The organism is Saccharopolyspora thermophila (assembly GCF_014646075.1).
GTDB lineage: Bacteria > Actinomycetota > Actinomycetes > Mycobacteriales > Pseudonocardiaceae > Saccharopolyspora > Saccharopolyspora thermophila.
The window spans coordinates 62843-75823 of record NZ_BMMT01000007.1 but is presented as its reverse complement, the minus strand read 5'-3'; the positions used below and the strand labels follow the sequence as shown (position 1 = coordinate 75823).

Genomic DNA, 12981 nt, shown 5'->3' with positions numbered 1-12981 from the left:
CCCGCTCCGCCGCGCCAGTCTGGCCTGCCGCGGCGTCGCGGAGCCATGGGCAACCTGTACGGGATCGGGCTGTCTGGCATTACGGTGTGTTCACCCAGGAAGGAGGGCTGATGAACCCGATCCCGCCGGACGTGCTGGCGCTGCCCACCGTGTCCGAGGTGCTCAACCTGCCCGTGTTGCGGCGCGGCAAACCGCGCGTGGTCGCCGGGGCCCGCGGGCTGGACAGGCAGGTGCGCTGGGTGCATGTGACCGAGCTCGCCGACATCGCGCCGCTGCTCAGCGGCGGGGAGCTGGTGCTGACCACCGGCATCGCGCTGCCCGAGGAACCCGCCGAGCTGGCGCGCTACGTCGACGGGCTGGCCGGGGTCGGCGCGGCCGGGCTGGTGGTGGAGCTGGTGCGCCGGTGGCGGGACCGGGTCCCGACGGCGCTGGTGGACGCCGCGCACCGGCACGACCTGCCGCTGGTGACGCTATCGGAGGAGACGAGGTTCGTCGCGGTGACCGAAGCGGTCGCCGCGCGCATCCGGGACGCACAGCTCGAGGAACTGCGCGCCACGCATGCGATCCACGAGACGTTCACCGCGTTGACCACCTCCGGCGCGGAGCCCGCCGCGGTGCTGCGGGAGGCGGCGCGGCTGGTGGAGTGCCCGGTGGTGCTGGAGGCGCTGGCACACCAGGTGCTCGCCTACGACGCCGCGGGGCAGGATCCGGTGGCGCTGCTGTCGGACTGGTCGGAGCGCTCCCGGTCGGTGGTGCAGACCGGGCGCACCTGCTACGAGCCCGACCAGCAGTGGCTGAGCACGGTGGTGGGGGCGCGCGGCGACGACTGGGGGCGGCTGGTGGTGCTGACCCCGCAGCCGACGCACCGCCACGTCGTGGTGGCCGAGCGGGCGGCGTCGGCGCTGGCGGTGAACCGGCTGGTGACCCGGGACCGGGAGAGCCTGGAGCGGCAGACGCACCGGACGCTGTTGACCGAGCTGCTCGCGGGCGGTGCCGACCCCGCCGATCTCGCGGCTCGCGCCGCGGGGCTGGGCGTACCGCTGACCGGGCCACTGGTGGGCATCGCGGTGCGCCCGCGCACCACCACGACGGTCGCGCCCGCGCTGGAAACCCAGCAGGTGCTGCGCGATCTGGCCGAGGCGACGGCGCTGGCCGCGCGCCGGGCGAAGCTGCCGGTGCTGGCCGGGGTGATCGACGACGTCACCGTCCAGGCTTTGGTGGCGGTGCCCGCCGACAGCGACGCGGTGCTGTCCCGGCTGGCCGCCGAGGTGCGGCGGTCGGCGGAGGCGCACTCGCTGCCGGTGGTGATCGCGGTGGGCAGCTCGGCCGCGTCGGTCAGCGGGGCGCGGCGGACGTTGACCGAGGCCGCGCAGGTCGCGGAGGCGGCGCTGCACGTCGACGACGGCAGCCGCGAGTTCCACCGGCTCGATGACGTGCGGCTGCGCGGCCTGCTGCACCTGCTGCGCGGGGACGAACGGGTGATCGCCTTCGCGGAACGGGAACTCGGCCCGCTGCTGGCCCACGAGCGGCTGCTGGACGCCCTGCGGTCACTCTGCCGGCACGGCGGCAACAAGTCCGCCGCGGCGGCATCGGCTCACCTGTCGCGTACCGCGTACTACGCCCAGCTGTCGCGCATCGAGCAGTTGCTGGGGGTGTCGCTGGACAGCCCGGAGTCGCTGTTGTCGTTGCACGTCGCGCTTCTGGCGTGGGACACCCGCAGCCGAACGTGACGCTCCGGCCACGGTGCACCGAACGAACCCGCGCAGATCCGGCGCGACACCCGCTACCGATCGCACCAACCACCCCCGAATTTCCCTGCACTTGGGAACTCCGGACCCCGCCAGGCTCCCGAATTTCCCTGAACTTGGGAGGTTTGGGCCATGGTGGGCGGCTCGTCAGGGAGGCGCCACCGAGGCACCGGGACGGGATGTCGCGGGGCTGACGAGGTGATTTCGCTGATGCTGACGGGGTTTCAGCTCAGTGGAAGACACCCCCGCCCGCGGGAGCGTGGCGCCTGGCGGGTGTAGCCTGGGCCCCGCTGGTCGCGCCCCGGCAGCACCTCCCCCCAGTGGCTGCCGGGTGCGCGGCCGGCCTCGCCTACCGCGCTACCGGAAAGAAGAAGCGTCGATGTCGCCGCTTGTGGTGCTGGGCATCGCCGGTGCGGTGGTGCTGCTCGGCGCGATCGTGCAGGGCAGCGCCGGTCTGGGAATGAACCTGCTGGCAGCCCCACTGCTGGCGCTGCTGGATCCCCGCCTGGTGCCGGTACCGTTGCTGGTGGCGTCCCTGGTCCTGTCGGTGCTGGCGATGCGGCGGGGAGTTCGGCCACGTCAACTGGCGCGGCACGGGTTTCAGCATCATCGGGCGCACTCCCGGCACCGCGTTGGGCGCGCTGGCCGTGGCGTTGCTGCCGCGGGACGCGTTCGGCGCCGCGGTGGGCGGTTTCGTCCTGCTGTGCCTGCTGGCGTCGCTGGTGTCGTGGCGACCGCGCCCGACAGCACCGGCGCTGGTGGTCGCCGGATTCGCCGGCGGGGTGCTGGGTACCGCCTCGTCGATCGGCGGTCCCCCGGTCGCCCTGCTGTACCAGCACGAAACCGGTCCGCGGATCCGGGCGACACTGGCCGCCTACCTCACCTTCGGCGGGGTGCTGTCGCTGGTGGCGCTGGCCGCTGGCGGGCAGATCGGGTGGCCCCAGGTACTCGGCAGCGCGGTGCTGGCGCCGTTCATGGCTGCCGGTTTCGCGCTCTCCGGACCGCTGCGCCGGTATCTGGACACCAGGTGGATGCGCCCGTGCGTGCTCGCGCTGTCCGGCGGCGGCGCGGTGCTCCTCATCGCCCGCAGTCTGTTCTGACGACCGTGGGAAAGGCCCCCCGGTGTGGGATCCGCTCGGTGAACGAGTGATCATGTCCCCGCGGCGGCGTTGGGCGGAACGGGACCATGCACACCGACCACACGCCCGGCGCGCGCTCGTCCCGTCAGCGGAGGTGGGGAGAATGTTGCGACCCGGATACCACCGGCGACCGACCGGACCGCAGCGGCACCGAACCGCCCGGCAGGCCGCGCTGCGGGCTGATGAGCGCGGGGCCGCGTCATGACCGGAGCCGTCGTCGTCCGATTCGCCCCCGGCGTGGTCGGCGAGTCCCGCCGCCAGGCCCACCTGGCCCACGCGCCCGAGCACGGCATCCCGGAGTTCTGGTCGACGTTCTGCGGCCTGCGGATCCCCGCCGAGCAGGCCGAGGTGTCCACGCGCCCGGCCGGGATGCCGTGCGTGCGCTGCCTGTCCGGCGGGTTCCCGACGCTGGCCACCCCGGCCCTCACGGACTGATCCGCCGCAGCGAACCGGGCACCCCCGAACGCCTCGGAGGTGCCCGGAAGGGAGGCGGTCAGCGCCAGAAGAGCACCGAACGCACCAGGACTCCCGCCGGGGCCTTCTCACCCGGCTCCAGCACGTAGTAGGAGTCCCAGGAGCAGTCGGCGTCGCGGAAGACCACGGCCGTCGCGTCGGTCCAGTTGTTCACCTGGTAGGCCGCGGGCTCCCACGGCGCCACAAGGTGCTGGCAGACGTCGTCGACCGGGTTGTGCAGCACCTGCCGCGTGAACACGCCGTCCTGGTTGAGGGAGTAGGTGAAGCTGCCGATCGCGGCACCCGCGGAACCGGGCAGCGACAGCAGCATTCCGAGGGCACCGAGTGCCGCGGGGATGAGGGCGCGCATGCGCATCGGAGTCGTCCTTTCGTCGGGGAAAACGAACAACTGCATCCGCAATGGTCGTGCCCCGCCGACGCCACGCCAGCGCACTCACCCCGCGGTGGGGTGGTTGCACCCGATCCGCTGGCGGCCGGTCAGGCCGCCACGGCCAGCGACAGCGCGAAGTCACCGGCGTCGTCGAGCCACCAGCGGTGCAGCCGGAAACCGGCTGCGGCGAGCTCGTCGTGGACCCGGTCGCGGCGGAACTTCGCGGAGATCTCGGTCCGGATCTCCTCCCCGGCGGTGAAGTCCACGTCCAGCGCCAGTTCCGCCAGCCGCACCCGCAGCGGCCGCCGCGCCCGCAGCCGCATCTCGATCCACTCCTGCTCGGCGTTCCACAGCGCCACGTGGTCGAACTCCCCGGGAGCGAAATCCGCACCGAGTTCGCGGTTGAGCACGTGCAGCACGTTGCGGTTGAACTCGGCGGTCACGCCCTGCGCGTCGTCGTAGGCGGCGACGAGCCGCCGCGGGTCCTTCACCAGGTCGGTACCCAGCAGCAGCCACTCCCCCGGGCGCAGCGCCGCGCGCACCGAGTCGAAGAACCCCGCCCGCTCGGTGGGTAGCAGGTTGCCGATGGTGCCGCCGAGGAACGCGACCAGCCGCGCGGTGTTCGATTGCAGCGCGCCGAGTCCGCTGGTGAAGTCGTCGACGACGCCGCGCACCCGCAGTTCCGGATAGTCCAGCGCGATGGAGTCCACCGCCGCGCGCAACGCGGAGGCGGAGACGTCCAGCGGCACGAACAGCTCCAGCGTCTGCTGCTTGCGCAGCGCGTCGAGCAGCAGCCGAGTCTTCTCCGAGGAACCCGAGCCGAGTTCAACGAGCGTGGCGGCGCCGGTGATCTCGGCGATCTCCAGCGCGCGCCGCTGCAGGATCTGCTGCTCCGCGCGGGTTTGGTAGTACTCCGGCAGCTCGGTGATGCGCTCGAACAGGTTGCTGCCCGCAGCGTCGTAAAACCACTTGGGGGACAACCACTTGGGCTGGTCCGTCAGCCCGGCGCGGGCCTCGCCGCGCAGCTCACGGGCCGCATCGGCGTCGGTGAAGCGCACGATCAGCTCGGGTTCGCTCACGGCTGCCACACCTCCGCCAGCGCGGTGACGTCCACCCGGCCGGTGTCGGCCACCATTAGGGACCGGTCCGGAATCTCGACCCAGCCGTCGGCGGGCCCGAACGGTTCCGAGGCCACCACCACCGACTCGTCGGTGCGCCGCACCCACAGGGCGTGCGTCCAGGTGGTGGCGACCAGCCGCGCGCCGTCGGTGAGCAGCAGGTTCATCCGTGATCCGGGTGCTGCCGCCACGACCTCCCCCAGTAGTTCGGCAACGGCGCGCTCGGCGGCCACGCCCTCACCCAGCCGCTGGCGCAGCAGCGCCCACAGCACCGCCGAGTCGGTGGGCGCCTCCAGGGTCAGCAGATCGACCACCTCCAGCCGCGCGGCCGCTTTCGCCAGCGACTCGGGCCAGCCGGTGACACGCCCGTTGTGGCTGAACAACCAGGTGCCGTCGGAGAACGGGGCGCACGCGCCGGCACCCACCGGCATGCCCGCGGTCGCCGACCGCACCGCGGCCACCACCGCCGGGCTCACCACCTCGGCGGCCACGTCGCGGAACGAGCCGTCCGTCCACATCGGAACCGCCGCGCGGTACCGGGCGGGCCCGGAGCCGTCCGGCCGGTACCAGCCGACACCGAAACCGTCAGCGTTGAGCGTGCCCGCCCCGCGCATGTCGCGGGGCGCGAAGGACTGTTCCAGCAGCGAATGTTCCGGTTCCAGCACCAGTTCGGCGAGCGTCGTCACCGGTCCCAGATATCCCAGGTGGCGGCACATGGGTCAGTCGCCCTCCTCGTCCCGCGCGGTCCGCGCGCAGCGGAACCCGGCAAAGATCTGCCTGCGGATCGGGAAGTCCCAGTTGCGGAACGTGCCGCGGCAGGCGGCCCGGTCGGTGCCGAACGAGCCGCCGCGCAGCACCTTGTAGTCGGGACCGAAGAACACCTCGGAGTACTCTCGGTACGGAAACGCCGAGAACCCCGGGTACGGCCGGAAGTCCGAGGCGGTCCACTCCCACACGTCACCGATGAGCTGCCGCGCGCCGCACGGCGCGGCCCCAGCCGGGTAGCTCCCCGCGGGCGCCGGCTGCAGGTGCCGCTGGCCGAGGTTGGCGTGCTCGGGGGTCGGGTCGGCGTCGCCCCAGGGGTAGCGACGGGAGCGCCCATTGCCCGGGTCGAACCGCGCGGCCTTCTCCCACTCCTGCTCGGTGGGCAACCGCCTGCCGGCCCACGCCGCGTAGGCTTCGGCCTCGTAGAAGCTGACGTGGACCACGGGTTCGTGCGGCGGCACCGGTTCGACGTGGCCGAAGCGGCGGCGCAGCCAGCGGTCCCCGTCGCGCCGCCAGAACAGCGGGGCGCGCAGGTCGGCGCGCTGCCGGTGCGCCCAGCCCACCTCACTCCACCACCGCGGGTCGTCGTAGCCCCCGGCGTCAATGAACGCCAGAAACTGGCCGTTGGTGACCGGGGTGGTGTCGATGAAGAACCCGGGCACGTGCACCTCGTGCGCGGGGCGCTCGTTGTCCAGCGCCCACGGCTCGGTGGAGGTGCCCATCACGAACGGCCCGCCGGGCACGTGAACCTCCGGCGGCAGCACCTCCGACGGCGGCGGGGGCGGTGACTCGGCGGTCAGCGCGGGCGGTCCCTTGCGCAGCTGGTGGGTGGCCAGCATCGTCTCGTCGTGCTGCTGCTCGTGCTGCACGATCATGCCGAAGGCGAACGCCTGCGCCACCAGCCGACGGCCTTCCAGCGGAACCCGGTCGAGTAGGTCGAAGACCTTGTCCCGCACCGTGTCGACGTAGTCGCGGGCCTCGGCCGGTCCCAGCAGCGGCAGCTGCGGCCGGTCGGCGCGCGGGTGCTGGAAGGCGTCGTAGAGGTCGTCGATGTCCGGGCGGATCGCCGGCGCGCCGCCGACATCGCGGACCAGCCACAGCTCCTCCTGGCTACCGATGTGCGCCAGGTCCCACACCAGCGGCGACATCAGCGGCGAGTGCTGCCGGATGAGGTCGTCGTCGTCCACCGCGTCGGTCAGCTGGGTACTGCGGCGCCGGGTGCGGGCCAGTTCGGCGGCCACGTGGGCCCGCAGGTCCTCGATTCCCAGGTTCGCCAGCTGCTGCGTGCTCTCCATCGCTCCCCTTTCGCCTGGTTCACCGGTCGCCGACCGCGGCGAGCCGCCGGGCGACGTGGTCGGCCAGCCGACCGGGCAGCTCCGCGGGGCTGTCGGGTTGCTCCAGTCGGCGGCACGCCAGCTCGAACACGTCGCGGGCGCAGCGCGCCAGCGCCCGGTCGAGCAGCCCGTGCCGCGCCGCCTGCACCCAGCGCCCCCGCGCGGGTACGGTCAGCTCCAGCACCTCGTCCACAGTGGATTCATCGCGGAACAGCGCGATCAGCGCCCCGGCGGGCAGCATCCAGTCCGTGCCCGGCTGCGCGTCCAGGTAGCGCACCTCCAGGTAGCCGCGCGGCCGCACCGGCGGGAACACCGTGCTCAGGTGGTAGTCGAGATCGTCACGGGTGGGCGGGTTGGGCAACGCGCCGTGGATCCACTCGGCGAAGCTGATGCCCGTGGGAGCCGTCCAGTCGCCGTTGTCCCGGCGCAGGCACACCAGCGAGGTGTCCAGCACCCGCCTGGCCCAGCTCCGGGGCGGGTCCTCGGTGACCGGGCCCGGCCGGGTGCGCGGCGGGTCCGTGCGCAGCAGCGCGCGGGTGCGGGTGGACACCCAGCCGGTGCACTCGCCGAACAGCATCGGCGAATTCGCGAACGTCGCCAGCATCACCGGCCCCAGCGCGTGCAGCGCGTTCCACCGCGCGGCCACGCGGTGCGCCTCGCCCGCGTCGAGACACACCTGCACGCCGGCGGTGCTGCACATCATCAGCCGGCCGTCCAGGCCGATGCGGTCGAACGCGGTCTCCATCGCGGCGTAGCGGGGGACCTGCAGGATGCGCCGGGGGAACCGCAGTGGGTCGGTGCCCTGGTCGCCGAGCACCAGACCGGCGGTGCGCAGGCGGCGCGCGACGTACGCGGCGTCGGCTTCGACGACGCTGAACAGCGACCGCATGGAGGGGGTGGGGAGGCTGGAGACCTCGACCTGGCCGCCGGGTTCGACGGTGAGCACCGAGCCGTTGGGCAACCGGCGGTGCGGGCTGTCCGGGACCAGGGAGCGGGGGGCGTGCGGGCCGAGGGCGGCGATCAGCGCCGCGGCGTCGAGCGGTCGGCCTGGATCGTCGGCGTGGTGCACGGTCCATTCCAGCTCGACGCCGGCGAGTTCCGGAGGGCCGTGCTTGAAGCACACCGACGCGACGTATGCCTCGGCCTCCGCTCGGGTGCGCACCCGGGAGGTCGGGAAGTCCGCTGCAGCAGGATCGGTTGACACGGGCAACGTTTGATCACCGCCTGTGATTGACCGATTACCGACGCTACCGCGCGGCCGGGGCACCCGCACCCCTTGTTCTTGCCCCGAATCCCTGCTAAGGAAGGTGCGTTCCGCCTGGCGGGGCCGGGGGCGGCAGCTCAGACACCGGCTCGCTGCGGCGTGCGCCGGCTGGCCACCGCGGAGTCCTGATCGGACCGACGGTGTGATCACCGCCACCCGGACGGGGGGACCGGGCTGCAAAACGTACGTACGGATTGCGATGCCGCCGTCTCACCTGGGACGATGGGGACATGCCCCGGGTCAGCCAGGATCACCTCGACGCCCGGCGCCGCCAGATCCTCGACGGCGCCCGGTCGTGCTTCGCGCGCTTCGGCTACGAAGGCGCCACCGTGCGCCGCCTGGAGGAGGCGACCGGACTGTCCCGCGGTGCGATCTTCCACCACTTCAAGGACAAGGAGTCGCTGTTCCTGGCGCTGGCCGAGGACGACGCGACCCGGATGGCCGACGTGGTGGCCGAGCAGGGCCTGGTGCAGGTGATGCGCGACCTGCTCGCCGAACCGGGCGACGGCGGCGGTCTCGCCCCCGGCGCGGACTGGCTCGGCACCCGACTGGAGGTGTCCCGGCGGCTGCGCACCGACTGCGACTTCCGGGAGCGCTGGGCGCAGCGCTCGGAGCAGCTGACCGCCGCCACCCGGGCCCGCCTGCAGTGGCAGCGCGAGTCGGGGAACCTACGCGACGACGTCGACGTGGACGTGCTGACCGCCTACCTGGAACTGGTGCTGGAGGGCCTGGTCTCGCACCTGGCAATGGGGCTGCCCGCCAAGCACCTCGGGGAAGTGCTCGACGTCGTCGAGGAGAGCGTCCGCCGCCACCGCGGCTGCTGACCGGCGGCGCGGCCAGGTCAGCGAGCAGGCCACCTGATCCCAATTGGACCGCGACAGCGCGCCGTCCGGTGGTTACCGTCAGCGCGGACTTTGCGCCTGGACGTGGAGTGGAGTAGTGGACCCGAAGCTCGCCAAGGACCTCGACACCCTGCCGGACCTGCTCGACGGCGTGCAGCGCTACGCCGCGCAGGTACTTTCGGACATCGCCGACCGGCCGGTCGCCACACCGCCGCACGAGCGCGACCCGATGCCGCTGCCCGCGGACGGGATCGGCGGCGCGGCAGCGCTGGAGCTGTTCTGTGACCGCTGGGCGCCGGGGTTCTCGGGCAGCGCCGGGCCGCGCTACCTCGGGTTCGTCACCGGCGGCAGCACCCCCGCCTCGATCGCGGGCGACTGGCTGACCAGCGCCTTCGACCAGAACGCGGTGAGCCGCGCCGACTCGGCCGCGGTCGACCTGGAACGCGAGGTGATGGACTGGCTGCGGGAGCTGTTCGGACTGACCCCGGAGCACCGCGGCGTGTTCGTCAGCGGCGCGACGATGTCGAACCTGGTCGGCCTGGCCATCGCCCGCGAGTGGGTCGGGGAGCAGCTCGGGGTGTCGGTCGCGCAGGACGGCGTCGCCGCCCTCGGGGAGCTACCCGTGCTGTCCGGGAGCCCGCACTCGAGCATCCACAAGGCGCTGTCGGTGCTCGGGCTGGGTCGCGGCAGCATCCGGTTCGTGCCGACCGTGGCGGACCGGGAGGCCGTGGACGTCGACCGGCTCGCGGCGGAGCTGGCCGCGCTGGACGGTCGGCCCGCGATCGTGGTGGCCAACGCCGGAACGGTCAACACCGTGGACTTCGATGACCTGCGGGCCATCGCCGCGCTGCGGAGCCGGTACCCGTTCTGGCTGCACGTCGACGCCGCCTTCGGCGGGTTCGCCGCGCTGTCGCCGGAGCACGCCCACCTCGTCGCGGGTCTGGCGGAGGCCGACTCGGTGTGCGTGGACCTGCACAAGTGGTTGAACGTGCCCTACGACAGCGCCGTGCAGTTCACCCGCCGCCGCGACCTGCAGGTCCGCGTCTTCCAGAACGCCGCGGCCTACCTCGGCATGCCGACCGCGGACCCGGATCCGGTGCACCTGGCGCCGGAGAGCTCCCGGCGGCTGCGCGCGCTGCCCGCCTGGTTCACCCTCGCCGCCTACGGGTGGCGCGGCCACCGCGAGATCGTTGAGCGCGACGTCGCACTGGCGCGCGAACTCGGCGACCGCATCAGCGCGATGCCGCACCTGCGGCTGCTGGCCCCGGTTCGGCTCAACGTCGTCTGCTTCACGCTGCGCGACAACCCTTCGCACGAACGAGTGGATGCGGTGGTGCGCTCGGTCGCGGAATCCGGCGCGGGTTTCCTCACCCCGACCGTCTACAAGGGAACGCCCGCGCTGCGCGCGGCATTCAGCAACTGGCGGACCACCAGCGCGGACGTCGCCCGCATCGCGGAGGTCCTGCGCGCCGCCGCCGACTGAGACCCACTTCCCTGCCGTGACGCGGTGAAGGGCATCGTCGACCACGTGGTCAACGATGCCCTTCAGCCGTACGTCGATCAGGGTCAGAGCACGCCGTGCATGTAGCGCTTGATGCTCTTGGCCGCGACCAGCAGCAGCACCGCGCAGCCGATGGTGGCGGCGCCGACGATGCCGAAGTACACCTGCTGGTTCTCCACCGAGTACAGCTTCACCACCTGCGCGCCCAGGCCCTGCCCCATCGCCGGGGCGAGGAAGTACAGGCCCATGGTCTGCGAGGCGAACACCTTCGGCGCGAGCTTGGTGCTCGCCGACAGGCCAACCGGCGAGAGCATCAGCTCACCCACGGTCATGATCACGAACACCAGCGCCAGCATCACCGGCAGGTGCTGGTCCGGGCCGACGACGAACTTCGACAGCACCACCCACAGGAACGACAGGCCGACGAAGAACAGGCCGCCGACGAACTTCTGCGGGGTGGACGGCTGCCGCTCGCCCAGCTTCATCCACAGCCACGCCATCACCGGCGCCAGCACGATGATCGACAGCGGGTTGATCGACTGGAACCACGAAGCCGGGACCTCGAAGCCGAACACGTCCAGGTCGGTGTCCGCCTCGGCGAGGTTGGCCAGGGTGTTGGGCTGCTGCTCGAACAGCAGGAAGAACAGCGCGGTGGACAAGAACAGCGGGATGTAGGCGATCAGCCGGTCCCGCTCGATTCTGGTGATCTGCCGGCTGGACAGCATGACGACGAAGTAGACCACCGGCAGCACACCGGAGATGATGCTGATCAGGTTGACCAGGCCCGCCAGCCCCATCAGGCCGGAGACCGACAGCCCGACCAGGACGACCACGAACAGCAGCGCGAGCCCGGCGGCGCGGCCCAGCACCCGGCCCTTGTGCCCGGCGGGCAGCGGATTGACCGGCTTGAGCCCGGCCCCGCCGAGGTTGCCGCGGCCGAGCACGTACTGCACCAGCCCGGCGGCCATGCCGACCGCGGCCGCGCCGAAGCCGACGTGCCAGCTGACCTTCTCGCCGAGCGTGCCCACCACGAACGGCGCGACGAACGCCCCGAGGTTGATGCCCATGTAGTAGATCGAGAACCCGGCGTCGCGGCGCGTGTCGTGCTCGCCGTAGAGGCCGCCGACCAGCCCGGAGATGTTCGGTTTGAGCAGCCCGGTGCCGATCACCAGCAGCACCAGGCCCAGCACCACGGTGGTGACACCGCCCGGCAGGGCCAGGCTGATGTGGCCGAGCATGATGATGACGCCGCCGTAGAACACGGCACGCTGCGCGCCCACGACCCGGTCGGCCAGCCAGCCGCCGAGGATGCCGGTCATGTAGACCGAGGCACCGTAGACGCCCACCACCGACAGCGCGGTCGACTCGGGGATGCCCAAGCCGCCCTCGGCGACCGCGAAGTACAGGTAGTACCCCAGGATCGCGCGCATGCCGTAGTAGGAGAAGCGCTCCCACATTTCGGTGAAGAACAGCGTCAACAAGCCGCGCGGGTGCCCGAAGAAGCCCTTCTGCGGCGCGTCCGCAACCGTGGGTGTGCTCACGATCACGTCCTCTCGTCGTGTGTTGACCGGGCGGCGGTGGCCGCTGGTCGAGACCAAACCTGCGGCAGGTTACGTCGCGGCGCAGTGGTGTGGACCACCGGGGCGTAAAACCGCCGGACGGACCGCGACCACCGTCCACAGCGGTCACACTGTGACCAGCGGCACCAGCAGCCCCGTGCGGCGACAGGTGGCCGCAATCACACCAGATGGACACCAGGAGGAATGATGCGACTACTGGACGCGCACCGCAGTGCCACGTCGGAGTTTGACGCCCGCGTCCGGCGCATCTCCGCCGGCCAGTGGGACGCCCCGACGCCGTGCGGCCAGTGGTCGGTCCGGGACCTGCTCAACCACCTGGTGTCCGAGCAGCTGTGGGCGCCGTGGCTGCTCGACGGCGCCACCCTGGACGAGGTGGGCGACCGGTTCGATGGCGACGTGCTCGGCGACGACCCGGTCGGCGCCTGGTCGCGTGCCGCGGCGGCGGCCCGCGAGGCGTGGGAACGGCCCGGTGCGACCGAGGGCGAGGTGCACGTCACGGGCGGGGTGATCCCGGCCGTGGACTACGGCTGGCAGATGACACTGGACCTGGCGGTGCACGCCTGGGACCTGGCCCGCGGCATCGGGGCCGACGACCGCCTGGAACCGCGGCTGGTGTCGGCCGTGCACACGGTGTTCGCGCCGCAGGTGCCCGCCTGGCAGGATCTGGGCCTCTTCGCGCCACCGGTGCCGGTGCCCGACGACGCCGACGAGCAGACCAGGTTGTTGGCGCTGCTCGGCCGCCGGTCGTGATGATGTTGTCCCTGGCGCACCGCTGGGTTGCGGATATACTGGGCGCCGTATTTCTCCGTTTTTCACTCGAGGAGTGACAACTTCAGTGCCTGCGGC

Annotated in this window: 12 protein-coding genes; 6 read left to right on the top strand and 6 right to left on the bottom strand. The window is 72.2% G+C overall.

What is annotated here, in order from left to right:
* The first annotated feature begins 110 nt into the window (after positions 1–110).
* The 3 genes from IEY17_RS11835 (at position 111) to IEY17_RS11825 (ending at position 3322) form a co-directional block, all read left to right on the top strand.
* Positions 111–1730: a PucR family transcriptional regulator gene (locus IEY17_RS11835; RefSeq protein ID WP_188987402.1), complete on the top strand. Its 1620-nt coding sequence runs from the start codon at positions 111–113 to the stop codon at positions 1728–1730.
* A 650-nt stretch (positions 1731–2380) separates the two neighbouring features.
* A complete protein-coding gene (locus tag IEY17_RS25955; RefSeq protein ID WP_308423978.1) occupies positions 2381–2848 on the top strand; it encodes a TSUP family transporter in 468 nt (155 codons plus the stop codon).
* 240 nt (positions 2849–3088) lie between these two features.
* A complete protein-coding gene (locus IEY17_RS11825) occupies positions 3089–3322 on the top strand; it encodes a hypothetical protein (protein ID WP_188987401.1) in 234 nt (77 codons plus the stop codon).
* 58 nt (positions 3323–3380) lie between these two features.
* On the opposite strand, the gene IEY17_RS11820 is transcribed toward IEY17_RS11825, so the two are convergent.
* The 5 genes from IEY17_RS11820 to egtA all read right to left on the bottom strand — a co-directional run bounded on the left by IEY17_RS11820 (position 3381) and on the right by egtA (position 8158).
* Positions 3381–3716: a hypothetical protein gene (locus tag IEY17_RS11820; protein ID WP_188987400.1), complete on the bottom strand. Its 336-nt coding sequence runs from the start codon at positions 3714–3716 to the stop codon at positions 3381–3383.
* Positions 3717–3838: 122 nt separating this feature from the next.
* A complete protein-coding gene (gene egtD, locus IEY17_RS11815) occupies positions 3839–4810 on the bottom strand; it encodes an L-histidine N(alpha)-methyltransferase (protein WP_188987399.1) in 972 nt (323 codons plus the stop codon).
* Complete coding sequence (gene egtC / locus IEY17_RS11810) at positions 4807–5565, bottom strand: ergothioneine biosynthesis protein EgtC (RefSeq protein ID WP_188987398.1); 759 nt, start codon at positions 5563–5565, stop codon at positions 4807–4809. Before egtC ends, egtD begins: the two co-directional genes overlap by 4 nt.
* Positions 5566–5568: 3 nt before the next feature.
* Positions 5569–6909, bottom strand: coding sequence for an ergothioneine biosynthesis protein EgtB (gene egtB / locus IEY17_RS11805; protein ID WP_188987397.1), 1341 nt, complete (start codon positions 6907–6909; stop codon positions 5569–5571).
* A gap of 19 nt (positions 6910–6928) precedes the next feature.
* A complete protein-coding gene (gene egtA, locus IEY17_RS11800) occupies positions 6929–8158 on the bottom strand; it encodes an ergothioneine biosynthesis glutamate--cysteine ligase EgtA (RefSeq protein ID WP_188987396.1) in 1230 nt (409 codons plus the stop codon).
* A gap of 284 nt (positions 8159–8442) precedes the next feature.
* Between egtA and IEY17_RS11795 the strand changes: the two genes are divergently transcribed.
* Positions 8443–9036 carry a TetR/AcrR family transcriptional regulator gene (locus tag IEY17_RS11795; protein ID WP_188987395.1) on the top strand — a complete coding sequence of 198 codons (594 nt, stop codon included), beginning with the start codon at positions 8443–8445 and terminating at the stop codon, positions 9034–9036.
* Between the two features lie 115 nt (positions 9037–9151).
* Positions 9152–10537 (top strand): pyridoxal phosphate-dependent decarboxylase family protein, encoded by a 1386-nt coding sequence (locus IEY17_RS11790; RefSeq protein ID WP_188987394.1) that lies wholly within the window; start codon positions 9152–9154, stop codon positions 10535–10537.
* 83 nt (positions 10538–10620) lie between these two features.
* Here the strand turns inward: IEY17_RS11790 and IEY17_RS11785 are convergent, their stop codons facing one another.
* Positions 10621–12096: a peptide MFS transporter gene (locus tag IEY17_RS11785; RefSeq protein ID WP_308423977.1), complete on the bottom strand. Its 1476-nt coding sequence runs from the start codon at positions 12094–12096 to the stop codon at positions 10621–10623.
* A gap of 225 nt (positions 12097–12321) precedes the next feature.
* Here IEY17_RS11785 and IEY17_RS11780 point away from each other — a divergent pair, with 225 nt between their 5' ends.
* The gene (locus tag IEY17_RS11780; RefSeq protein ID WP_188987393.1) at positions 12322–12885 is read left to right on the top strand and encodes a TIGR03086 family metal-binding protein; all 564 of its coding nucleotides are present in this window, start codon (positions 12322–12324) and stop codon (positions 12883–12885) included.
* Positions 12886–12981 lie beyond the last annotated feature (96 nt).

What these genes read in the sequence shown, in the direction of transcription:
- IEY17_RS11835 (WP_188987402.1), top strand. Translation starts at nt 111, where the DNA reads ATGAACCCGATCCCGCCGGACGTGCTGGCGCTGCCCACCGTGTCCGAG.
- IEY17_RS11825 (WP_188987401.1), top strand. Translation starts at nt 3,089, where the DNA reads ATGACCGGAGCCGTCGTCGTCCGATTCGCCCCCGGCGTGGTCGGCGAG.
- IEY17_RS11820 (WP_188987400.1), bottom strand. Translation starts at nt 3,716, where the DNA reads ATGCGCATGCGCGCCCTCATCCCCGCGGCACTCGGTGCCCTCGGAATG.
- egtC (WP_188987398.1), bottom strand. Translation starts at nt 5,565, where the DNA reads ATGTGCCGCCACCTGGGATATCTGGGACCGGTGACGACGCTCGCCGAA.
- egtB (WP_188987397.1), bottom strand. Translation starts at nt 6,909, where the DNA reads ATGGAGAGCACGCAGCAGCTGGCGAACCTGGGAATCGAGGACCTGCGG.
- IEY17_RS11795 (WP_188987395.1), top strand. Translation starts at nt 8,443, where the DNA reads ATGCCCCGGGTCAGCCAGGATCACCTCGACGCCCGGCGCCGCCAGATC.
- IEY17_RS11780 (WP_188987393.1), top strand. Translation starts at nt 12,322, where the DNA reads ATGCGACTACTGGACGCGCACCGCAGTGCCACGTCGGAGTTTGACGCC.